Source organism: Streptomyces sp. RKAG293 (assembly GCF_023701745.1).
In the GTDB taxonomy this organism is placed as follows: domain Bacteria; phylum Actinomycetota; class Actinomycetes; order Streptomycetales; family Streptomycetaceae; genus Actinacidiphila.
Genome location: NZ_JAJOZB010000001.1, coordinates 577,282 through 602,502 on the forward strand (window position 1 = coordinate 577,282; position 25,221 = coordinate 602,502).

Here is a 25,221-nt window from a genome sequence, read left to right on the forward strand (position 1 = left end):
TCAGGACCGCGGCCGGCCGGCGCGGGCCACCAGGGACTCCAGCGCCCGGAACCAGGTCCGCGCCAGGTCCTGGACCGCTTCCTCCGTCAGCAGCTCGGCGGCGAAGGCCCAGTGGGCGCCCAGTTCCGGGCCGCCGGTGCGGTCCTCGGTCAGGGCGTTGAGGGTCAGGGCGTGCGACATCGGCATGCCCGGGTCGGCGTCGAGGTCCGCCGCGTCGGACTCCTCCGCGTAGGACCAGTCCGCGGCCTCGGGGTGATCGAAGCGGCCCATGTAGTTGAACTCGATCTGCGGCTCGTCCAGTCGGGCCAGCTCCGGGCCGGTCAGCGGGTTCAGGTGGCGCAGCAGCCCGTGGCCGATGCCCGCCGTGGGCAGTGCCGCCAGCTGCCGTCCGATCCGGGCCAGCGCGGTGTCCAGGGCCGGGCCGCCCGCGAAGGCGTCGGCCAGGTCGATCGTGCCCGGGTCGAGGCGGACCGGGACGACGCTGGTGAACCAGCCGACCGTACGGGACAGATCGGCGTTGCCCGCCAGTTCCTCCTCCCGGCCGTGGCCCTCCAGGTCCACCAGCACCGCGTTGCCCGTCGCCGCCCCCAGCACCCTGACCCGCCAGTCGGCGACGGCCAGCGCGAAGGCGGTCAGCAGCACGTCGTTGACGGTCGCGCCGAAGGCCGCGGGGACCCGGCTCAGCAGCGGGGCCGTGACCTCGGCGGGCAGCGTCAGGGACAGATAGCGGGTCGTCTCGACGGTGTCCCGGCCGGCGTCCAGTGGCCGGGCCAGTGGCAGGGTGGCGCCGTCGGCCAGCACCGAGGTCCACAGCGGGAGTTCGTCCTCGGTGGCGGGGTCGGTGGACCGCGCCGCCAGCAGCGTCGACCAGCGGCGGAACGACACGTCGACCGGGGCCGGCCGCGGGGTCTCCCCCACCGCGACCGCCTGCCAGGCGGCGGCCAGGTCCGGCAGCAGGATGCGCCACGACACGCCGTCGATCACCAGGTGGTGAACGATCAGCAGCAGCCGGCCGGGCCGGCCGGGGCCCGCGTCGAACCACACCGCCCGCACCATGGCGCCGCTGTCCGGGTCCAGCCAGGACCGGGCAGCCTCGGCGTGCTCGGCGATCGCCGCGCGCAGCGCCGCGTCGTCCGCGCCGGTCACGTCGGCCCGGACCAGCCACGAGGCCACGTCGACCGAACCCGGTGCCGGCACCCGCAGGGCCCACTCCTCACCGCCCGACCCGGCCGAGCAGGGCTCGGTCTGGGTGCGTTCGAGGCGGGCGCGCAGCATGTCGTGCCGGTCGGCGAGCGCCCGCAGCACGGCCAGCAGCCCGGCTTCGTCCAGCGCCGCCGGGGTCTGCAGCAGGGCGGCCTGGTGGTATCCCCAGATGGGGCCGCCGCGTTCGCGCAGCGCGTGCATGATCGGGGTGAGCGGGACGCTGCCGGTGCCGTCGTCGTGCGCGGGGGCCGACCCGGCCGGGTCCAGCGGGACGGCGACGGCGGCCAGGGCGCCGGCCTCGCGGTGCTGGAAGACCTGCCGCGGGGTGATCCGCAGGCCCGCCGCGCGGGCCCGGCCGACCAACTGCATGGCGACGATGCTGTCGCCGCCGAGGGCGAAGAAGTCGTCCTCGGTGCCGACGGCTTCAACGGGCAGGCCCAGTACCTCCGCGTAGACCGCGCACAGCACCCGCTCGGCGCCGGTCGCGGGGCGGCGGCCGCCGGTCGTGGCGGTGAAGTCCGGGACGGGCAGCGCCGTGCGGTTCAGCTTGCCGTTGGACAGCAGCGGCAGCCGGTCCAGGACGACCACGGCGGCCGGCACCATGTACTCCGGCAGCAGACCCGCCACATGGGCGCGCAGGGCGGCCGGATCGGCGACCGCGCCCTCGCTGAGGACGACGTAGCCGACCAGCTGCTTGATCCTCGGCCGGTCCTCACGGGCGGTGACCACGACCTGGGCGACGGCTTCATGGGAGTCCAGCGCCGCCTCGATCTCGGCCAGTTCGACCCGGTAGCCGCGGATCTTGACCTGGTCGTCGGAGCGTCCCGCGAACTCCAGCTGACCGTCCTCGGTCCACCGGGCCAGGTCGCCGGTGCGGTACATGCGGGCGCCCGGGGGGCCGTACGGATCGGCCACGAAGCGCTCCGCCGTCAGATCCGGACGGCCGAGGTACCCGCGCGCCAGGCCCGCGCCCGACAGGTACAGCTCGCCGGTGACGCCGGGCGGGACCGGGCGCAGCGCCGCGTCCAGGACATAGGCCCGGGTGTTGTGCACCGGCCGGCCGACGACCGGGCGCTCGCTGTCCCGGACCCGCCCGACGAGGGCGTCGACGGTGGTCTCGGTGGGCCCGTACAGGTTGAACGCCTCGGTGGATCCCAGGGCGCGCAGCTCGGACCAGAGCGAATCCGGCACGGCCTCGCCGCCGACCCCGACCACCGCCAGCGGGCAGGAGCCGTCCCGGATCAGGCCGCTGGCGGCCATCTGCGCCAGGAACGAGGGGGTGACCTCGATGAAGTCCAGCTCCTGGTCGTGGATGAGGGCCGCGAGCAGCTCGGGGTCCCGGCGCGTCTCGTCGTCCACGACGTGCAGGGCGTGGCCGTCGAGCAGCCACAGTTGCGGCTGCCAGGAGGCGTCGAAGGAGAACGACCAGGCGTGGCCGACCCGCAGGTGCCGGCGGCCGGTGAGTTCCCTTGCACGGTCGTGCAGGTCGCGGCGGTGGCTGTGGAAGAGGTTGGCGATGCCGCGGTGGGTGACGACCACGCCCTTGGGCCGCCCGGTCGAGCCTGAGGTGTAGATGACGTACGCCGGGTGGTCAGGGGAGGGTGCTTGCGGTGCGGCCTGCGGCAGGTCGTACGCGTCGTCCATCAGCAGCCGCGGGACGTCGGACGCCGGGAGGGCCGCGGCCAGGTCCGCGGTGGTGAGGATCAGGCACGGGCGGGCGTCCGTGAGCATGTCGAGCAGCCGCTCGGCGGGCAGCGCCGCGTCGAGCGGCAGATAGGCCGCGCCCGATTTCAGCACCGCCAGGATCGCGGTGATGTGGTCGGCGGTACGCGGCAGGGCGAGCGCCACGATCCGCTCGGGGCCGGCGCCGTGCGCGGCCAGCACTCCGGCCAGCCGGTCGGCCCGCTCGTTCAGCTGGGCGAAGGTCCGGCTGACGGTCGCGTCGGTGACGGCGACGGCTTCAGGGGTGGCCGCGGCCTGGGCCTCGAACAGCGCCGGCACGGTCGCGGGGCCGCCCGGAGGAGCGGGCAGGACCCGGTCGTTCCAGGTGTCCAGGATGGTGTGCCGGTCGGCGGCGGAGAGGATGTCGAGCCGCCCGACGGGTCGTTCGGGGGCGGCCGTCATCGCCTCGAACAGGGTGACCATCGACGCCGCCATGCGTCGGGCGGTCGCGGCGGGGATCAGGTCGGACCGGAACTCGGCGGTCAGTCGCAGCCGTTCGGCGGGCTCCACGGCCCAGGCGAAGGGGTAGTGGGTGGAGTCCTCGTGGTCCCGGACGGTCGTCCGCAGCCCGCTCGTGTCCTCGTCGTCCTCGACCGGGTACGACTCGAACACCACCAGGGTGTCGAAGAGTTCACCGAGTCCGGCGCCCCGCTGGATGTCGGACAGGCCCAGGTACTGGTGGTCGAGGAGCCGGGACTGCTCCTCCTGGAGCCGGTCCAGGAACGTGGCCACCGGCTCGTCGTCGCGCAGCCGGACCCGGACCGGAACGGTGTTGATGAACAGGCCGATCATCGACTCGACCCCGTCGAGCTCCGGCGGCCGCCCGGCCACCGTCGCGCCGAACACCACGTCGTCACGCCCGGTCAGCCGCGACAGCAGGATGCCCCAGGCGCCCTGCACCAGGGTGTTGACGGTCAGGCCGTGGCGCCGGGCGAGCGCGGTGAGCGCGGTGGTCAGGCCGGCATCCAATGCGACGGTGTGGGTGCGCGGCACGACCGGGACCCGGTTGGGGTCGGACGGGACGAGGTGGGTCGGCGCGTCCAGCCCGTCCAGCGCGGCGGCCCATGCGGCGGCGGACGCAGTGGTGTCCTGCCGGGACAGCCAGCGCAGGTGCTCGCCGTAGGGAACGGGAGCGGGCAGCGGGGTCCGGCCGTCGTAGAGCTGGGTCAGCTCGGCCATCAGGCGCGGCACCGACCAGCCGTCCAGCAGCAGATGCTGGTGGGAGAGCACCAGCCGGTGCCGGTCGGCGCCCAGCCGCACCAACAGCAGCCGCAGCAGCGGCGGCTCGGCCGGGTCGAACCGGCGCCGCTCCTGGAGCAGCAGCCGCTCCCAGGCGGCCTCGGTTGCGGTCCCGGTACCGACGTCCGTCAGATCCAGCTGCCGCCAGGGCAGCGGCACCGTCCGCGGCACCACCGCCACCGGGCGTCCGCTGGACAGGTAGCGGAAGCCGGAGCGCAGGCTGTCGTGCCGGTCGAGCACCTGCTGCCCGGCGGCCCGCAGTCGTTCGGCGTCGACCACTCCTTCGATGTCGTACGACACCTGGACGGTGTAGACGTCCGGCCCTTCCGATCCGGCGTCGAAGGTCGCGTGGAAGAGCAGCCCGGCCTGCAGCGGTGACAGCGGCAGGATTTCGGCGGCGCCGGTGGAGCCCAGTTCGGCGCGTTCCTCCGCCGTGAGGTCCAGCAGCTCGTTCCGAGCGCCGTGGGCGTCGTGCCGCACGGTGTCCACGGCCGCGGCGGACAGCCCGGCGGCCGTCTTGTGCCGGAACACGTCACGGGGAGTGATCCTCAGGCCCGCCGCGCGAACCCTGCCGACCAGTTGCATGGCGACGATGCTGTCGCCGCCGAGGGTGAAGAAGTCGTCGTCGGGACCGACGCGGTCGAGCCCGAGGACAGCGGCGATCAGGTCGCACAGCACCTTCTCGCGCGGTGTGCGCGGCTCGGCCGCCGTCACCTGGCCGGCGAAGTCGGGTGCAGGCAGCGCCCGGCGGTCCAGCTTGCCGTTCGGGGTGAGCGGCAGGGCGTCCAGGGTGACGAAGGCCGCCGGGACCAGGTGCGCGGGCAGCGCGGCCGCGGTGTGGGCGCGCAGCTCGGCGGGCTCCACCGTGCGGCCGGGGGCCGCGATCACGTACGCCACCAGCTGCTGGTCCCGCAGCACGACGGTCGCGTGGCCGACGACCGGATGCCGGGACAGGACGGTCTCGATCTCGCCGGGTTCGACGCGGAAGCCGCGCAGTTTGACCTGGTCGTCCACCCGGCCCAGGTACTCCAGCTCCCCGTCCCTCGTCCAGCGTGCCAGGTCGCCGGTGCGGTACATGCGGCCGCCCGCCGGGCCGTAGGGGTCTGCGGTGAAGCGCTCGGCGGTCGGTGCGGGCCGGCCGAGGTAGCCCCGGGCCAGCTGGACACCGGCCAGGTACAGCTCACCCGGCACACCCGGCGGCACCGGGCGCAGCCCGGCGTCCAGCAGGTAGGTCCTGGTGTTCCACACCGGGCGGCCGATCGGCACGACCTCCGCTCCGGGGGCCACCTGGTGGGCGGTGACGTCGACGGACGCCTCGGTGGGGCCGTACAGGTTGTGCAACTCCGCCCCTGCCAGGACGTGGTGGCACCGGGCGGCCAGCGGCGCGGGCAGTGCCTCGCCGCTGCACAGCACCCGTCGCAGGGTCGTGCAGCCGGCCGCCGACGGTTCGTCCAGGAACGCCTGGAGCATCGACGGTACGAAGTGCGCTGTGGTGATCGCGCGCCGCTGGACGAGATCCGCGAGGTAGGCCGGGTCCTGGTGGCCGCCGGGCCGGGCGAGGACCAGCGTCGCGCCGGTGATCAGCGGCCAGAAGAACTCCCACACCGACACGTCGAAGCTCGACGGGGTCTTCTGCAGCACCCGGTCGGCGGGCGTCAGCGCGTACCGCGCCTGCATCCACGCCAGCCGGTTCGCGATCCCCGCGTGCGGCACGACGACGCCCTTGGGTCGGCCGGTGGAACCGGAGGTGTAGATCACGTACGCCGGGTGGCGCGGATCGTACGCCGTGGGCAACGGGCCCTCGGGGCCGGCGGGCAGCGTCGTTCCGTCGTCGCCGACGAGCAGGAACGGCGCTGCGGAGTCGGGCAGTTCGACGCCCGGCGCGGTGACGACGCACACCGGGTGGGCGTCCGCCAGCATGAGCGCCAGCCGCGCCGCCGGGTAGTCGGTGTCCAGCGGCAGGTACGCACCACCGGCCCGGTGGACCGCCAGCAGCGTGACCACCAGGGCCGCCGACCGGGGCAGGGCGACGGCGACCGTGCTCTCCGGCCCGACCCCCGCCCCGGCCAGGGTGTGCGCCAACCGCTCGACCCGGGCGTCGAGTTCGGCGTACGTCAGGGCGGTGTCGTCCAGGACCAGCGCGGTCGCCGACGGTGTGCGCGCGACCTGGGCACGGAACAGCTCCGGCAGGGTCAGGGCGGGCACCTCGTGGTCGGTGTCGTTCCAGCTGGTGACGACGCGGGCGCGCTCCTCCTCGCCGAGCACGTCCAGCAGCGACACCCGGCGCTCCGGCTCGGCCGCCACCTGCTCCAGCAGGCTCTCCAGCCGCCGTGCCAGCAGTTCGGCGGTCTCCTGGTCGAACAGGTCGGCGCTGTACTCGATCCAGCCCTGGATGCCCTGGCCCTCGCCGCGCTCGATGAAGTCGAAGCTGAGGTCGAACTTGGCGGTCGGCCCGCCGACCGGCTCCGCCCGGACGGACAGCCCCGGCAGCTCGGGGACGCCGCCGCGCCCGGCGAGATGGACCACCATGACCTGGAACAGCGGGTGCCGGGCCAGCGACCGCTCCGGGTTGAGCGCCTCGACCAGCCGCTCGAAGGGCAGGTCCTGGTGTTCGTACGCGGCCAGGTCGGTCTCCCGGACCCGGCGCAGCAGGGCGGTGAACTCCGGGTCGCCCGAGAGGTCGGTGCGCAGGACGAGGGAGTTGACGAAGAAGCCGACGAGCTCCTCGAGCGCCTCGTCGCCGCGCCCGGAGACCGGTGCGCCGAGCGGGATGTCGTCGCCCGCGCCGAGCCGGTGCAGCAGTGCCGCCACGGCCGCCTGGGCGACCATGAACATGCTGGCGCCCTCGAGTCGGGCCAGTTCCCGCAGTCCGCGCTCCAGCTCGGGCGGCACGGTGAAGCCGACGGTACCGCCGCGGTGGCTGGACTCCGCCGGCCGTGGCCGGTCGGTGGGCAGCGCGAGTTCCGCGGGCAGCGAGCGCAGTGCCTCGGTCCAGTACCCGAGCAGGCTCTCGCCGGTGTCGTCCAGCAGCTCGCGCTGCCAGGTCGTGTAGTCGCCGTAGCCGACCGGCAGTGGTGCCCGGTCGGGGGCGCGGCCCTCGGTGCGCGCGGCGTAGGCGGCGCTCAGGTCGGCGAGCAGCGGCCGGTCGGACCATTCGTCCGTGGCGATGTGGTGCAGCAGGAGCAGCAGCACGTGCTCGTCAGGTCCGGTCTCGAACAGCGTGACCCGCACGGGGAGTTCGTGCTCCAGGTCGAAGTGGTGCGCGGCGGCCCGCGCCAGCTGCTCGTACGGCTCGTTCGCGATGACGACCCGGGCCTGCGCGGGATCCAGGACCCGCTGGTAGGGCACACCGTCCTCGGCGGGGAAGACCGTACGCAGCGGGGCGTGCCGGGCGACGACGTCGTTGACGGCCGCCTCCAGTGCGGCCCGGTCGAGCGGGCCGGTCAGCCGCCAGGCGGCCGGGATGTTGTAGGCCGGGTCCGGGCCGTCCACCTGGTGCAGCAGCCACAGCCGCTGCTGGGCGAAGGACAGCGGCAGCCGCGTTGGGCGGGCCCGGCCCGCGGTCAGCGCCGGGCGGGCGGTGCCGCGGGACGTGTCGAGGCGGGCGGCGAGCCGGGCCACGGTGGGCGCGTCGAAGACCGCGCGCAGCGACACCTCGGCGTCCAGCACCCGGCGGATCCGGCTGACCAGGCGCATCGCCAGCAGCGAGTGGCCGCCCAGCGCGAAGAAGTCGTCGTCGACGCCGACCCGGTCGACGCCCAGCACGGCCGCGAACTGCTCGCAGAGCAGTTCCTCACGGGGGTTGCGCGGCAGCCGCCCGCCGGCCGCGGCCGACAGGTCGGGGGCGGGCAGCGCTGCGTGGTCGAGCTTGCCGTTGATCGTGCGCGGCAGCGTGTCCAGGGTGACGAAGGCGGCGGGCACCATGTGCTCGGGAAGCGACGCCTCGACGTGGGCGCGCAGCGCCGACCGGCTGGGCTCGCGGCCGGGCGCGGACACCACGTACGCGACGAGCCGCCGCACGCCGGGCACGTCCTCGCGAACGACGACGGCCGCCGCGGAGACGTCCGGGTGCGCGCTGACGACGGACTCGATCTCGCCCGGCTCGATCCGGAAGCCGCGCAGCTTGACCTGGTCGTCGGCCCGGCCCAGGAAGGTGAGGGCGCCGTCCGGGGCGCGGCGCACCAGGTCGCCGGTGCGGTACATCCGCTCGCCGGGCCCGTCGTACGGGCCGGCCACGAAGCGGCCGGCCGTCAGGGCCGGGCGGTTGAGGTAACCGCGGGCCAGCCCCGCGCCCGCGAGATACAGCTCGCCGGGCACGTTGACGGGGACCGGCCGCAGCCGGTCGTCCAGTACATGGGCGCGGATGTTGTCGAGGGGGGCGGCCCACTGCTCGGACCCGGCGCCGGCGCTGTGCCAGCCGTACGCGTCGACCGCGCACTCGGTGGGCCCGTACAGGTCGTGGACGGCCGTGCCGGGCAGCGCGGTCAGCTGCCGCCACAGGGCGTCCGGGGTGGCCTCGCCACCGACGGCGAGCACCGCGGGTATGACGCTGCCCGGGGCGAGGAAGCCGTGGTGCAGCAGTTCGCGCAGATAGGTCGGGGTGAGGTCGACGAAGTCGATCCGCCGTTCGGCCAGTTGGGCCAGCAGGGCGGCCGGGTCCAGGACGGTGGCCTCGTCGAGCACGTGCACCTCGTGGCCGGCCAGCAGCCACAGCAGCGGTTCCCAGGAGCCGTCGAAGTTGAACGAGGCCGCGTGCACCGCCCGCAGCACGTCCCGTCCGGTGTCCCGCACGGCCGGTTCGATCAGGTCGCGCAGATGCGCGGCGAACAGGTTGCCCAGCCCGCGGTGGGTGCCGACGACGCCCTTGGGGGTGCCGGTGGAGCCCGACGTGTAGATCGTGTACGCGGCCGCGTCCGGAGCGTACGTGCGCGACGCGGTGTCCGGGGCGGCGGGCAGCGGGCCGTCCAGCAGCAGCGTCGGCACGCCGGGGACGACGGGCAGCCGCTCCGCCGGTGCGGCGGTGGTCAGCACGCACCGGGGTCGCGCGTCACCGAGCAGGAACTCCAGCCGGTGGGCGGGCTGGTCCGGGTCCAGCGGCAGGTAGGCGGCCCCGGCGGCGAGCACGCCGAGGATGGCGGGCACCATCTCGTGCCGGGGCAGCGCCAGTCCCACCACGGTGCCGTCCGTGGCGCCGTGCCGGCGCAGCAGCGCTGCGACGGCCCCGACCCGGGCGGCCAGTTCGGTGAAGGTCAGCGAGCCGGCGGCGGTGACCAGCGCGGTCCGGCCGGGATGTGCCCGGACGACGTCCGCGAACAGCTGGGGCACGGCCCGGGTCTCGACGGGGTGGGCGGTGTCGTTCCAGACCCCGGCGGCGGCCTCACGCTCGGCGGGCGTCAGCACGTCGAGGTCGGCGAGCGGCCGGTCGGGGTTGGCGGCCGCCTGCCGGAGCAGCAGCACCAGCCGCTCCGCCAGCAGGTCGGCGGTGCCCGGGTCGGCCCGCTCGGCGGCGTACTCCAGCAGCAGCGTGAGCCGGCCGTCCACCTCGCCCGCGTCGACGAAGGTGAAGTCGAGATCGAACTTCGCCGTCCCGGTGTCCATCTCGTACCACTCGGTCGGCAGGCCCAGCAGGTCCGCGTCGCCGTCCGGGCGGTAGTGGTAGCCGAGCATCACCTGGAACAGCGGGTTGCGGCCCGCCACGCGGGCCGGGTTGACCGCTTCCACGACCCGGTCGAAGGGCAGGTCCTGGTGCTCGAAGGCGGCCAGCGCCGACTCCCTGACCCGGCCCAGCAGGTCCCGGAACGTCAGACCGTCGCCGGACAGGTCGGTGCGCAGCACCAGCGTGTTGACGAAGAAGCCGACCATGTCGTCGAGACCGCTGTCGGTGCGGCCCGCGATCGGCGCGCCCAGCGGGATGTCGTCGCCGGCGCCCATCCGGTGCAGCAGCGCGGCGGTGGCCGCCTGCAGCAGCATGAACATGCTGGTGCCGCTCTGCCCGGACAGCTCGCGCAGCGCCCGTCCGGTACCGGCCGGCACCTCACGGCGGACGGTGCCGCCGCGCCCGGTCGGTCCGGCGGGGCGCGGTCGGTCGAGCGGCAGCGTCAGCTCCTCCGGCAGGTCGCGCAGCGCCTCGGTCCAGTAGGCGAGTTGGGCCTCACCGGTCCGGTCGAGCAGGCGCTCCTGCCACAGCGTGTAGTCGGCGTACTGCACCGGCAGCGGCGTCCACCCGGGCGCCCCGCCCGCCGCCCGCGCCCGGTAGGCGGTGTTCAGGTCGGCCAGGAACGGCCGGTCGGACCACTCGTCGGTGGTGATGTGGTGCAGCACGACGGCCACTACATGGTCCTGGGGCGCGACACGGAACACCTCGGCCCGCAGCGGCAGTTCCCGTGACAGGTCGAAGGGGCGGCGCTGTGCCGTCTCGATCAGCGCGGGCAGTTCGTCCGGCCGGCAGTCGGTCTCGGCGAACGCCGGCGCGGCTTCGCCGGCCGGCAACACCCGCTGATAGGGCTCGCCCTCGTGCTCCGCGAAGACGGTCCGCAGCGCCTCGTGCCGCCCGGCCACGTCGCGCAGCGCCGCCCGCAGTGCTGCGGTGTCCAGTTCCCCGCGCAGCCGGAAGACCAGCGGGAAGTTGTAGGCGACGCCGCCGCCGGTGAGCCGCTCGACCAGCCACAGCCGCCGCTGTGCGGCCGACAGCGGAATCCGCTCGGGTCGCTCCGCGACCGCGGTGACCGCCGGGCGGGCCGGCCGGCCCGTGTCCGCGCGGCCCGCGAGCTGCGCGGGCGTCGGGGCCTCGAAGAGGTCCCGGATGGCCAGTTCCGCACCCAGTTCGGTCCTGGCCCGGCTGACCAGCCGGGTGGCGAGCAGCGAGTGGCCGCCCAGGTCGAAGAAGTTGTCCTCGGCGCCGACCCCGGGCAGCGCGAGCACCTCGGCGAACAGCCGGCACAGCACCTGCTCCTGCGGGGTGCGCGGACCACGACCGCCGCCCAGCGCGACGGCCGGCTCCGCGTCGGGCAGCGCCCGGACGTCCAGCTTGCCGTTGTCGTTCATCGGCAGGTGGTCGAGGGTGACGAACGCGGCCGGGACCATGTAGTCGGGCAGCTGCCGCTTCAGGTGCTCCCGCAGCCGCCGGACCAGGCCGCTCGCGTCCCGCGCGGCGGTGGGGTTGTTGGCGTACGGCGCGGTGCCGCCGCCGGGGACGTAGAGCCCGGCGGTCACCCGGATCTCCCCCGGGGCGAGGAAGACGGCGTCGTAGCCGCCCGCGTCACCGGACCAGGTGGTCAGGACGCGGTAGCCCAGTTCGGCGGCCAGGTCGTGCAGCGTCTCAGGGTCCACGGCGTCCGGGCCGAGCCGGCCGTCGGGCACACCGGTCACCCGCAGCCGCTCGGGGCGGCCGGAGCGCAGCAGGGCGGCCAGGTCGAGGGCCGGCTCCCAGCGGGCGGCGGGCTCGTCACCGAAGGACACGTCCGCGGCGTCCCGGTACAGCACGGCGTCGTAGCGGTGCCGGGTCAGCTCGTTGTGGTGCCGGCCGCGTTTGGTGCGGAGGTCCACCCCGTAGCCGAGCGTCGTGAAGTAGTCCGGGTCCAGCAGGAGTTCCTTCTCCAGCCGCAGCCCGCGCTCGACGGCACGGTCGAGCCCGGCCGCGCCGGTGCCGCGGGCGTGCTGGATCTCGGTGTGGAACACGCGGGCGCGCCGCAGGTTGCGTACGTCTCCGACGAACAGCGCGCCGCCGGGTGCCAGCAGGTCCATGGCGCCGTGGATGACGGCCGTGAGGTAGTCGGCGCTGGGGAAGTACTGGACGACGGAGTTGACGACGATCGTGTCGAAGAATCCGGCGGGCAGGTCCCGCAGGTCGTCGGCGGGGCGGCGGCGCAGTTCCACCTTCGCGGCCAGTTCCGGGTCACGGCGCAGTTCCTCGCCGATCTTGCGGATGACGGGCGCGGCGAAGTCGGTGGCCCAGTACGCCTCGGCGTCCGGGGCCAGCCGCGAGAGCAGCAGCCCGGAGCCGACGCCGATCTCCAGGATGCGGCGCGGTCGCAGTTCGCGGATCCGCGCGACGGTGGCCTCGCGCCACTCGTGCATGTGGTCGAAGGGCAGCGGCTGTCCGTCGTAGGAGCTGTCCCAGCCGGCGTACTCCTCCGTGAAGACCGCGGTGCTGATCTCCTCGTACTCGTCGGAGTAGATCTCCTGCCACTCGCCGACCTGCGCGCGCTCCGCCACCTCCCGTTCCTCGTCGCTGAGCCGCGCGGGTACGACATAGCCGACCAGCCGGTCGTCCCGTACGGTCACCGCCGCCTGGGCTACCTGGGGGTGACGGCTGAGCTCGGTCTCGATCTCGCCCAGCTCGACGCGGTAGCCGCGGATCTTGACCTGGTCGTCGGTCCGGCCGAGGAAGTCCAGGTTCCCTCCCCCGGACTCCTGCCGGGACCCCGAGCGGTGGCGCACCAGGTCCCCGGTGCGGTACATCCGTTCGCCGGGCAGTCCGAAGGGGTCGGCCACGAACCGCTCCGCGGTCAGGCCCGGCCGCTCCAGGTAGCCGCGGGCCAGCCCGATGCCCGCGATGTACAGTTCACCGGGCACGCCGTCGGGCACCGGGCGCAGCCAGGCGTCGAGGATGTGGGCGCGGGTGCCGCGGATGGGGCGTCCGACGGTCGGGGTGGCGCTGTCGTGGGTGCCGCCGCCGAGAGTGTTGATGGTGTATTCGGTGGGGCCGTACAGGTTGTAGCCGTAGGTGCCTTCGGTGTCGCGCAGCCGCGACCAGACGGTCTGCGGGACGGCCTCGCCGCCGAGCAGCACCAGCGGCGGGACATGGCCCTCCAGCAGCCCTTCCTCGATGAGCAGCCGGGCGTAGGTCGGGGTGACGTTGACGACGTCGATCCGGTGGTCCTCGCAGTACGCCACCAGCGCCTGCGCGTCCCGCCGCAACTCCTCGTCGCACACGTGCACTTCATGGCCTTCGACGAGCCAGAGCAGCTCCTCCCAGGACATGTCGAAGGCGAAGGAGACCGTGTGCGCGATCCGCAGCCGGCGTCCGCCGGCCGCGGCGATGGCCGGTTCGAAGATCTCCTTCTGGTGGTTGAGCTGCATGTTGGTCAGGCCGCGGTAGGGGGTGACGACGCCCTTGGGGCGGCCGGTGGAGCCCGAGGTGTAGATGACGTAGGCCGGGTGTTCCAGGCTGAAGCGCTCGGTGACGCTCGCTCCGGCCAGCGCGTCGGCGGTGGCCGGGTCGTCCAGCAGGACGCGCGGCAGGTCGCCCGGCAGGGTCGCGGAGACCGCGCGGGTGGTGAGCAGCAGCAGCGGGCCGGCGTCCGCGAGCATCAGCGCGAGGCGGTCGGCGGGGTGGTCCAGTTCCAGTGGCAGGTAGGCGGCGCCGGTGCGGAGCACGGCGAACAGCGCGACCACCATGTCGATGGAGCGCGGCAGCCCGAGGGCCACGATCCGCTCGGGGCCCGCACCGCGGTCGAGCAGCAGCCGGGCCGTCCGGTTCACCGCGGCGTCGAGTTCGGCGTACGTCATGCTGCGGTCGCCGAAGACCAGGGCGGTCGTGTCCGGGGTGCGGGCGGCCTGGGCGGCGAGCAGGTCGGCGACGGTCTCCTGCGGGTCGGGCACCCGGCTGCCGGCCCACTCTCTCTCCAGCGCGGCCCGCTCGCCGGGCAGCAGCGGATCCAGCCCGCCGACCGGCGCGGTCAGGTCCCCGGCCAGCCGCTCCAGCAGCAGCGTGAACCGGTCGAGCAGCGTGCGGGCCGTGGCACCGTCGACGACGTCGGGCCGGTGGGCGAGGGTGACGGTGATCCGCCGGCCCGGGGTGACGATCAGGTTCACCGGGTAGTGGGTGGCGTCGACGTTGGCGACGGCGGTGGCGCCGTGCCGCTCCCGTAGCCGTTCGAGACGTTCCTCGGTGTCGTTGTTGCGCAGCACGAACAGCGTGTCGAACAGTCGCCGGTGGCCGGTCTCGGCCTGGAGCACGCCCAGGCCCAGGTACTCGTACGGCATGAGAGCGAGCCGCTCGCCCTGGATGCGGCGCAGCAGGCCCAGCACCGGTTCCGCCGGGTCGTAGGCGATGCGGGCGGGCACGGTGTTGAGGAACATGCCGATGACGTTCTCGACGTCCGGCACCTGGCTGGGCCGGCCGGCCACGGTGGTGCCGAACACCACGTCGGTGCGGCCGGTCGCGGCGGCCAGGGTCAGGCCCCAGGCAGCATTGAGCAGTGTGTTCAGGGTCAGGCCGTGGCCGCGCGCGGTGGCGCGCAGCCGGCCGGTCAGCTCCTCGGACAGCCGGGTGTCCAGGTGCTGCGGCACGACCGGCTCCAGGGCGCGGTCGGCGGCGGCCGGGACGAGCAGGGTGGGCTCGTCGAGCCCGGCCAGGGCGCCCCGCCAGGCGGCGGTGGCGGCGGTGTCGTCCTGGGCGTCCAGCCAGCTCAGGTAGTCACGGTAGGAGCCGGGACGGGGCAGCCCGGCGGCGTCGCCGTCGGACGCGTACAGCGCGAAGAGCTCGTCGAGGAACAGCCACGCGGACCAGCCGTCCCATAGGATCAGGTGGCGGCCGATGACCAGCCGGTCGCCGCGCCCGGCACCCCGGCGCACCAGCAGCATCCGCAGCAGCGGAGGCGCCGCCAGGTCGAACCGGCGGGTCCGCTCGGCCTCCATCAACTCCGTCAGCCGCACGTCCTGTTCGGCGGCCGGCAGCCCCGACAGGTCCGCCTCCTCCAGCGGGATCGGCGGGTCCTGGACGATGAACTGGACCGGCTGGCGCAGCCCGTCGCTGGTGAACCCGGCCCGCAGGCTGGGGTTGCGGGCCAGCAGCACCCGGGCGGCGCGGCGCAGCCGGTCGGCGTCCACCGGTTCGGCGAGGTCGAAGGACTCGTGGACGGTGTAGACGTCCAGTGCGCCGTCGTCGTACGTGGAGTGGAAGAACAGGCCTTCCTGGAGCGGGGCCAGCGGCCAGACGTCCGCCACGGCGCCGGTTCCGGCGAGCCGCCGGACGTGCGCCGTCTCCTCGTCGCTGAGCACGAAGGAGGGGGCGGCGGGCCCGGTCCGCGGCCCGGCCGGGACGGCAGCGGCGGCGGCCGCGGCGAGAGCCGCGGGAGTCCGGTGCTCGAACACATCGCGCGGGTCCAGCTCCAGACCCGCCTTGCGCGCCCGGCTGGAGACGCTGATCGAGCTGATGCTGTCGCCGCCGAGCAGGAAGAAGTCGTCGTCGGGGCCCGCCTCGTCGAGGCCCAGCACGGCGGCGAAGATCTCGGTGAGCTGCTGTTCCGGCCCGGTGCCCGGCGCACGCGCGGCGGCCCGCTCCACCTCGGGCGCGGGCAGCGCGGCCCGGTCCAGCTTGCCGCTCGGCGTCAGCGGCAGTGCGTCCAGGACGACGAAGGCGTCCGGTACCAGCGGTGCGGGCAGTACGTCCGCCAGCGCCGCGCGCAGCGCGGCCGGCTCCGGCCGCTCGCCGCCCGCGGCGGGCACGACGTACGCGACCAGCCGTTGCTCGCGGACGGTCACCGCCGCCTGGGCGACGGACGGTTCCGCCACCAGCGCGGCCTCGACCTCGCCCGGCTCGATGCGGTTGCCGCGCAGCTTGACCTGCCGGTCGGTGCGGCCCAGGTACTCCACCGCCCCGTCCGTGCGGTACCGCACCAGGTCACCGGTGCGGTACATCCGCGTGCCGGGGGCGCCGTAGGGGTCGGCCACGAAACGTTCGGCGGTCAGCGCCGCCCGGGCGTGATACCCACGGGCCAGTTGAACACCCGTCAGATACAGCTCGCCGGGCACCCCGGCCGGCACCGCACGCAGACAGCCGTCCAGCACCCGCAGCCCGGTGTTCCACACCGGACGGCCGATGGGAACAGTGGCGCCGGGCTCACCGTCGTACACGTGGTGGGTGACGTCCACGGCCGCCTCGGTCGGGCCGTACAGGTTGTGCAGCGGCACACCGGTCAGCGCCCGCCAGCGGGCGGCGGCCGCCCCCGGCAGCGCCTCACCGCTGCTGAACACCCGGCGCAGGCTCGCGGCCCAGGCCGGGTCGGCGGTCACCTCGCCGGCCCGCAGGAACGCCTCCAGCATCGACGGCACGAAGTGCATCGTGGTGACGGCCTGTTCGCGGATCAGGCCCGCCAGATACGCCGGGTCGCGATGTCCGTCCGGCTTCGCCAGGACGACGGCCGCGCCCTCGCACAGTGGCCAGAAGAACTCCCAGACGCTCACGTCGAAGCTGGACGGCGTCTTCTGCAGCACCCGGTCGCCCGGCGTCAGCCCGTACTCGCCCTGCATCCAGGCGAGACGGTTGACGATGGCCCGGTGGGTGACCACAACGCCCTTGGGACGGCCGGTGGAGCCGGAGGTGTAGATCAGATACGCCGGGTCGTCCGGTCCTGCGGACCGCGGCCCGACGGTGGTGGCGGCCTCCTCGGCGGCCTCCTCGGACGGCGCGTCCAGCAACAGGACGTCGAGCCCCGCCGCGACGGGCAGGCGCGACGCGTCCGCGGTGGTGCTGACGACGGTGGCCGCGCCCGAGTCGGCGAGCATGGCGGCCACCCGGTCGGCCGGGTAGTCCAGGTCGACCGGCAGGTAGGCCGCACCGGACTTGAGGACGCCGAGCAGAGCGACCATCAGCTCCGCCGAGCGCGGCACGGCGACGGCCACGAAGCGCTCCGGGCCCGCGCCGCGGGCCCGGAGCCGGCGGGCGAGGGCGTCCGCGCGGGCGTCGAGCTCGGCGTAGGACAGGGTCCGCGCGCCGTCCACGACAGCGGTGGTGTCCGGAGTTCGGGCCGCCCGTTCCTCGAAGAGGGCGCTCAGGGTGGTCTCCGGCACCGGGCGCGCCGCACCGTCCAGGTGCGCGGCGGCCGACTCCTGCGGGGACAGCAGGTCGAGGGCGGCCACCGTGCGGCCGGGCTCGTCGGCGAAGGCGGTCAGCAGGAGGGTGAGCCGGTCGGCGACCGTCTGGACGGCGGCCGCGTCCAGGCGCCGGGCATGGTGCTTGAGCCGCAGGTCGAGCCGGCGGCCGGGCTTGACGATCAGGGCCAGCGGATAGTGCACGGCGTCGTGGAAGGAGTGCCCGGTGATCCGGACGGTGCCGGACGGGTCGGTCAGCCCCGGTTCGGCCGGGTAGTTCTCGAAGACGACGAGAGTGTCGAAGAGTTCACCCGCGCCGGAGAGTCCCGCCAGGCGCTGCAACTCGGCGAGGCCCAGGTGCTGGTGGTCCAGCAGGGCGCTCTGCTCGTCCTGCAGGCGCTGCAGCAGCTGCGCCAGAGTGTCGGCCGGCGCCCAGCGGAAGCGGGTGGGGAGCGTGTTGATGAACAGGCCGACCATCGACTCGATGCCGTCCACGGCGGCGTCGCGCCCGGAGACCGTCGTCCCGAACACGATGTCCTGACGGTTCAGCAACTTACCCAGCAGCAGACCCCACGCACCCTGGACGACGGTACCGAGCGTCACCCCGTGCTCCCGCGCGCGGGCCGCCAGCCGGGCCGTCGCCCGCTCGGACAGCTCGACGCGGATCTGCGCCGGTTCGACCGGGCCGCCGTCGGCCGGGACCTCGACCAGCCGGGTCGGCTCGTCGAGTCCGGCGAGCGCCCCGCGCCAGGCCTCGCGGGCGGCGTCCCGGTCGGCGGCGGCGAGCCGGCGCAGATGGCCGCGGTACGGCGCGACCTCGGGAAGCGGTGTCGGCGCGTCGCCGTAGCCCGCCATCAGCTCACGGTGCAGCACCGGCAACGACCAGCCGTCCGCGATGATGTGATGGAACGTCAGCAGGAGCCGGCTGCGCTCCTCCCCCAGCCGCACCAGCGTGCAGCGCATCAGCGGCGGCCGGGCCAGGTCGAAACGGCGGGAGCGTTCGTCGGCGGCGACGGCATCGGCCAGCGCCGGCCGCTCGCCGGTGTTCTGGGCGGACAGGTCCACCTCGCGCCAGGGCAGCTCCAGCCCCCCGGCGATGATCTGTACCGGCCGGCCGCCGGCGAGCTGCCGGAAGCAGGCGCGCAGCGGGGCATGGCGTTCCAGCAGCCGCTGGGCGGCGCGGCGCAGGGCGTCCGCGTCGACCGGCCCGGCCAGCTCGATGACCTGCTGGACGACGTAGGCGTCATGGCCGGAGCCGTCCACCAGCGCGTGGAAGAGGAACCCCTCCTGCAACGGGCTGAGCGGCAGCAGGTCCTCGACGGTGACCGGGTGCCCGCCCGACAGGTCCGCGAGGTCGGCGCTTTCGGCGTCGGTCAGCCGCACCAGCGGCCCGTCATCGGCGCCGTCCACCGCCGGGGCGCTGTCCAGGCCGGTGTCCACGAGCTGCGCCAGCGCCGCGACGGTACGGTGCCGGAACACGTCGCGGGGGGTGAGAGCCAGGCCCGCCCGGCGGGCGAGGACGAGGAACTGGATGGCGCTGATGCTGTCGCCGCCGAGGGCGAAGAAGTCGTCGTCCGCGGAGAGCGACCGCAGGCCCAGCGCCTGTGCGTAGAGCCCGCAGAGCAGTTCCTCGCGGGCGTCGCGCGGAGCCCGGCCGGAGCTGAGGGCGGTGTAGTCGGGCACGGGCAGCGCGGCGGCGTCGAGCTTGCCGCTGGGCGTGACCGGCAGCCGGTCCACCGGCACGAGCGCGGCGGGCACCATGTACTCGGGCAGCGAATCCGCTGCGTGCGCGCGCAGCGTCCGCATCAGCGCGGCGACATCGCGGAACGGCGCCGGACGGTTCGCGTGCGGCCGGCCCGTGCCGGGCCGGTACAGCGTCCCGAAGGGGACGTCGCCCAGCGCGAACACCGCGTCCAGGCCGCCGTCGGAGGCGGAGCCGTTCCAGGTCACGGCGCAGCGGTAACCGTTGCGCGCGGCCAGTTCGTGCAGTTCCTCGGGATCCACCCCGGTCGCCATGGTGCTCACGCTGTGGCGGCTGCTGTCGCCGAGCGCGCCCAGCGCGGACAGGTCCTCCGCCAGCCGGGCGTTGGGCAGCGCGGTGACCCGCAGCCGGGCGGGCCGGCCGGCCGCGGCGAGCCGCTCCCCGAGCGCGTCGAGCGTGCCCAGCTCGGACCAGGTCAGCTCGGACCAGGTCAGCTCTGTGGTGGCCGGCCCGTCCCCGGCGGCCATGGGAGTACCGTCGCCTGCCGGCCGCAACAGCACGTCGTACCGGTAGCGCGTCAGCTCGTTGTGGTGCGTGCCGCGCTTGACGTGGACCTCGGCGGTAAAACCGGCCAGCGCGGCGAAGTAGTCGGGGTCGAGCAGCAGCTCGCCCTCCCACGCGACGGAGCGGTCCACCGCAGCGCGCAGTGCGTCCTTGTCGTCGCTCTCGGCGGCCGTACGGCCGCTCTCGACCGCCGCTCGGAGCGTGCGCAGCAGCCGCAGATTGCGTACGTCGCCCAGGAACAGCACGCCGCCGGGCGCCAGCAGGGCCTCGGCCCGGCGCAGTACGTCCGTCAGATAGCCGGCACCGGGGAAGTACTGGGCGACGGAGTTGATGACGACGGTGTCGAAGAATCCCTCGGGCAGTCCGGTGGTGTCGTGGGCCGGCCGGGCCAGCAGTTCGACACGGCCGTCGAGGGAGGGCTCGGCGGCGAGCTGGGTCCGCAGGGCGCGGATCGCCTCTTCGGAGACGTCGGTGCCCCAGTAGCTTTCGCAGTCCGGCGCGAGGCGGGAGAGCAGCAGCCCGCTGCCGACGCCGATCTCCAGGACGCGGCGCGGGCGCAGACCGGCGATGCGGTCCACGGTGGCGCGGCGCCATTCGCGCATGTCGGCGAGCGGGATCGGCAGCCCGTCGTACATGCTGTTCCAGCCCGCGAAGTTCTCCGTGAACCCCTCGGAGCCGGCGGCGGAGTACAGCAGTTCGTGCAGGTCCTTCCACTCCGCGACCTCGGCCTCGCGGTCCAGCGCCGGGACGACGTACGCGGCCAGCCGCCGGTCGCCCGGGCGGTCCTCGCGGACGACGACGGCGGCCTGGTCGACGGCCGGGTGGGAGCGCAGGACGGACTCGATCTCACCGGGCTCGATGCGGAAGCCGCGGATCTTGACCTGGTCGTCGGCCCGACCGAGGAACTCCAGGCGTCCGTCCGCCTTCCAGCGCACGAGGTCACCCGTGCGGTAGAGCCGTTCGCCGGGCGCCCCGAAGGGGTCCGCGACGAACCGCTCGGCGGTCAGCGCGGGCCGGCCGAGGTAGCCGCGGGCGAGCCCGGCGCCGCCGAGGTACAGCTCGCCCGGGACCCCGGCGGGCACCGGGCGCAGCCGGCCGTCCAGGACGTAGGCGCGGGTGCCGGGGTCGGGGACGCCGATGGGCACGATGCTGCCGGCCGGGGTGTCGGGGTCGCAGCGGCCGAGCGTGGAGTTGGTGGTGGCCTCGGTCGGCCCGTACGCGTTGAACATCATGCGACCGCGCGCGAACCGCCCGACGAGTTCGGGCGAGACGCGCTCGGTACCGGCCAGCAGGGTCGCGGTGGGCGGCAGCAGGACATCGTCGGGCAGGGCGGCGAGCAGGGCCGGCGGCAGGATCATGAAGGTGATCCCGTTGTCGTTGGCGTAGTCGGCCAGCGGTGCGCCGGGCACCCGGCGCTCGGCGGGCACGACCACGAGCCGGCCGCCGGACAGCAGGCCCAGGCACAGGTCCCAGAACGCGACGTCGAAGCTGGGCGAGGCGAACTGCAGCACCCGGCTGTGCGGCCCGATGCCGAACCGTTCGACCTGGGTGGCGACGAGCCCCGCGACGCCGGCGTGGGACAGCACCACGCCCTTGGGGCGGCCGGTCGAACCGGAGGTGTAGATCACATAGGCGGCGTTACCCGTCGACAGCCGGCCCCGCAGGTCCGGGTCCCCGGCCGGGCGGCCCGCCAGCTCGGCCGCGGTCGCGGGCTCGTCCAGTACGAGCAACCCGGCCGTGTCCGGCGGGAGATCGGCGGCGGCACCGGCGGTCGTGACGAGGCACACCGGGTCGGCGTCGGCGAGCATGTAGGCGATGCGGTCGGCCGGGTAGTCGGTGTCGACGGGCAGATAGGCCGCGCCCGCCTTGAGTACGGCGACCTCGGCGACGATCAGGTCGGCCGAGCGCGGCACGGCGAGGGCCACCACCCGCTCGGGGCCCGCACCGCGCGCGATCAGCGCGTGGGCCAGCCGGTTGGCGCGCTCGTCGAGTTCTGCGTACGTCAGCCCCACGTCCTCGAAGACCAGGGCGACGGCGTCGGGCCGTTCGCGGACCCGCGCGGCGAACATCCGCGGCCAGGTCGCGGCGGGCACGTCGTGCCCGGTGGCGTTCCACTCCACCAGGACGCGGTGCCGCTCCTCGTCGTCCAGCAGGGTCAGCGCGCCCACCGGCGCACCGGGCCGCGCCATCGCGTCCGCCAGAAGCGTCGCGTAGTGGCCGAGCATGCGGTCGACCGTCGCTGCGTCGAAGAGCGCGGGCCGGTACGTGACACGCAGGTCGTCCGCCGTCACCTCCAGCGCGAGGTCCAGCGGGCCGCCGCAGCTCTCCCAGGCGCCGGCGCCGAAGGTGGTGTTGCAGAACCGGCCGCCACCGCGGGTGGGTTCGGGAGCCAGTTCCGCGACCAGTGCGGCCAGCGGCACCCGGTGGGCGTCCGCCGCCTCGCAGGCGTCCGCGACCCGGCTGCACAGCTCGCCGAACGGCAGGTCGCCGTGGACGGCGATCCGCAGCGGCAGCCCGTTGTGGCCGACCGTGATGTCACCGGCGCCGCCCGCGTAGTGGTGCAGCAGCGCGACGTACGCGGCGAGCGCCGTGACGCCGGGCACGGCGGTGGCGAGCGGACGGGTTCGGGTCAGGACGGGTCCGTCGGCGGGACGCACCGGATAGGGGAGATCGACCGGTAGCACGGTCTCCTGGGGAAGCGGGACGAGCCGCCCGCGCCAGTACTCCGCTGCCGTCGCCGACAGTTCTCCATGATCCGCGCTTGCGTTGCCCCATGTACCCGACACCGGTGCCCGTGCCTCCCCATGATGTGCGGAAACGACTCGAGCGAGCCGTGACCGGTCGCCATATTAAGGTAAGGATTACCTAACTAGATAGCCCTCCCTCCCGGCATCCTCCGGAAACCGGGACGCTACTGTTAAGGCGTGCCTAACCTAAGGACGTTGACCGTGGACACCGGGCCGGTGACCCGGCGCAGAGGACTGCGCCCCGCCCTGCTCGTCGCCCTGCTCGCCGCCGCGCTCATCCTGTTGAGCCTGCTGTCGATCGCGCTGGGCGCGCTGAGCATCCCGCTGGACCAGGTCGTCCGGGCGCTGTTGGGGCATCCCTCCAGCCGTCTCATCGACAACGTCGTCTGGACGGTCCGCGTCCCCCGCACCGTCCTGGGCCTGTCGGTCGGCGCCGCCCTCGGTCTGTCCGGCGCGCTCATGCAGGCGCTGACCCGCAACCCGCTCGCCGACCCCGGGGTGCTGGGCGTCAGCGCCGGCGCCTCGTTCGGCATCGTCGTGTCGGTCGCGGTCTTCGGCGTCGGATCGCTCTACGGCTACGTGTGGTTCGCCTTCGCGGGTGCGCTCGCCACCAGTGTGCTGGTCTTCCTGCTGGGCAGATCGGGACGGTCGGGCGCCACACCGGTCAAGCTGGCGCTGGCGGGCGTCGCCGTGACGTTCCTGCTCTTCTCGCTGACCAACGCCATCGTCCTGACCGACCCCGACGCCCTGGACCGCTACCGCTTCTGGTCCGCCGGCTCCCTCGCCGACCGGGACAGCGGGGTGGTGTTGAGCATCCTGCCGTTCCTCGCCGTCGGCGCGCTGCTCGCGCTGGCCACCGCGCCCGCGCTCAACAGCCTGGCCCTCGGGGACGACGTGGCGGCCTCGCTGGGACGGCGACTGGGCCTCGTCCGGCTCCAGGGCGTGATCGCCGTGATGCTGCTGACCGGCGCGTCCGTCGCCGTCGTCGGTCCGGTCGTCTTCCTGGGACTGGTCGTACCGCACGTGGCCCGGATCCTCGCCCAGTACGCGGGACTCGGGCCGGACCACCGCTGGCTGCTGCCGCTGTCGGCGGCCCTCGCGCCCTGCCTGCTGCTCGGCGCCGACATCATCGGGCGGGTGGTGGCGCGGCCCGTCGAGATCCAGGCCGGCGTCCTGGTCGCCTTCATCGGCGGCCCGTTCTTCATCGCGCTGGTGCGCCGGCGCAAGCTCGCGGAGGTGTGAGCGATGACCGTCCTGCCCGCTGCCCCTGCCGTACGCGACCGGCGCACCTTCCGGCTCACGACACCGCCCATTTCCGGGATCCTGCGACCCCGGCTGCTGGCGGTCTGCGCCGGGCTGACGGTCGTGGTGTTCCTGCTGTTCTGCTGGGACATCGCGATCGGCGACTACCCCGTCAGCTTCACCGGCGTGGTCAAGGCCCTGGCCGGGTCGGGCGATCCCGGAACGGTCCTGGTCGTACAGGAGTTGCGGCTGCCGCGCGCGCTGACCGGACTCCTCGTCGGTATCGCCTTCGGCCTCTCCGGCGCGCTGTACCAGACCATGACCCGCAACCCGCTGGCCAGCCCGGACATGATCGGCCTCACCGAAGGCGCCGGCACCGCCGTGGTGGCCGGCATCGTGCTCGGCTGGGACGGCGGCCTGGGCACCCAGGCGCTCGGCCTGCTCGGCGCCCTGGCCACCGCCCTGACCGTCTACGCGCTGGCCTGGAAGAACGGCGCCACCGGCTACCGCATCATCCTGGTCGGCATCGGGGTGTCCTGGATGTGCACCAGCGCCACCGACTACCTCCTCGCACGGGGCCAGCGCTTCGAGGCGCAGGCCGCGCTCGGCTGGCTGGTGGGCAACCTCAACGGCCGTACATGGAGCCAGGTCACGATGCTCGCCACCGCCATGGCGGTGCTGGTGCCGCTCGCCCTCGGCATGAGCCGCTGGCTGGGCACCCTCCAACTCGGCGACGACGTGGCCGCCGGCCTGGGCACGCCCGTGGGACCGGTCCGGCTGGCACTGATGCTCATCGGCGTCGGCCTGATCGCCTTCGGCACGGCGGCGGCCGGCCCCGTCGCCTTCGTCGCACTGGCGGCCCCGCAGATCGCCCAACGGCTGGCCGGCCGCGCGTACCCACCGCCGGTCACCTCCGCGCTGACCGGCGCGCTGGTCGTTCTCGGCTCCGACCTCATCGCGCGTGAAGCGATCCCCGGCACCGAACTGCCGGTGGGGATCGTCACCGGCGTCATCGGCGCGCCGGTACTGCTCTGGCTGCTCATCCGTGCCAACCGCGCGGGCTCAGGAGGCTGAACGCATGACGACCACCGACCCCGGCACCCGCACCGACACGGCCTCGGATCCCGGCACCTCGGCCGCGGGACCGGACCTGCGGGCCGACGGCCTGCACCTGGCGTACGACAACCGGCTGGTGGTCGAGGACCTGAACCTGGCCGTCCCGCCCGGCCTGATCACCGCCATCGTCGGCGCCAACGCCTGCGGCAAGTCCACCCTGCTGCGCGCCCTCGCCCGGCTGCTGACCCCCGGCAGGGCACCGTACAGCTCGACGGCCGGGCCCTCGCGTCCATCTCCACCCGGGAACTGGCCCAGCGGCTCGGGATCCTGCCGCAGACCCCGGTGGCCCCGGAGGGGCTGACCGTCATCGACCTGGTCGGCCGGGGCCGTTCACCGCACCAGACCTGGTGGCGGCAGTGGTCCAAGGCCGACGAACTGGCCGTGCACGAGGCGCTGGCCGCCACCGACCTCACCGACCTCGCGGACCGCGCGGTGGACGAGCTGTCCGGAGGGCAGCGGCAACGTGCCTGGATCGCCATGGCCGTTGCCCAGGGCACCCCCGTGCTGCTGCTGGACGAACCCACCACGTATCTCGACGTGGCGCACCAGATCGACGTCCTCGACCTGATCACCGACCTGAACCGGCGCGAGGGGCGCACGGTGGTCATGGTGCTGCACGACCTCAACCACGCCTGCCGGTACGCCGACCATGTCATCGCCATGAAGTCCGGCCGCATCGTCGCCGAGGGCCCGCCCGCCGACGTGATCACGGCCGCGACGGTCGAGGACGTCTTCGACCTGCGCTGCCAGGTCACCACCGACCCGGTCAGCGGCACCCCGCTGGTCATCCCGATGGGCCGGCACCACTACGCGGCCCCGGCCGGCGCGGACCGGCCGGCCGGGAGCTGACGGCCAGGAGGTGACGGCCTG

3 protein-coding genes and 1 pseudogene are annotated in these 25,221 nt (G+C 74.3%); 3 read left to right on the forward strand and 1 reads right to left on the reverse strand.

What is annotated here, in order from left to right; all coding sequences use genetic code 11:
- Nucleotides 1-21,930, reverse strand: coding sequence for a non-ribosomal peptide synthase/polyketide synthase (locus LNW72_RS02510; protein WP_308401871.1), 21,930 nt, complete (start codon nucleotides 21,928-21,930; stop codon nucleotides 1-3).
- Nucleotides 21,931-22,239: 309 nt separating this feature from the next.
- Here LNW72_RS02510 and LNW72_RS02515 point away from each other — a divergent pair, with 309 nt between their 5' ends.
- From LNW72_RS02515 to LNW72_RS02525, 3 genes and pseudogenes are all read left to right on the forward strand, one after another.
- Nucleotides 22,240-23,235 carry an iron ABC transporter permease gene (locus LNW72_RS02515; protein WP_250979994.1) on the forward strand — a complete coding sequence of 332 codons (996 nt, stop codon included), beginning with the start codon at nucleotides 22,240-22,242 and terminating at the stop codon, nucleotides 23,233-23,235.
- Between the two features lie 3 nt (nucleotides 23,236-23,238).
- Nucleotides 23,239-24,309, forward strand: a complete 1,071-nt coding sequence (locus tag LNW72_RS02520; protein ID WP_250973792.1) for an iron chelate uptake ABC transporter family permease subunit — start codon at nucleotides 23,239-23,241, stop codon at nucleotides 24,307-24,309.
- A 4-nt stretch (nucleotides 24,310-24,313) separates the two neighbouring features.
- Nucleotides 24,314-25,200, forward strand: a pseudogene (locus LNW72_RS02525) (ABC transporter ATP-binding protein).
- Nucleotides 25,201-25,221: the final 21 nt, after the last annotated feature.

Coding starts and splice junctions, on each gene's coding strand:
- LNW72_RS02520 (WP_250973792.1), top strand. CDS start 23,239: ATGACCGTCCTGCCCGCTGCCCCTGCCGTACGCGACCGGCGCACCTTC.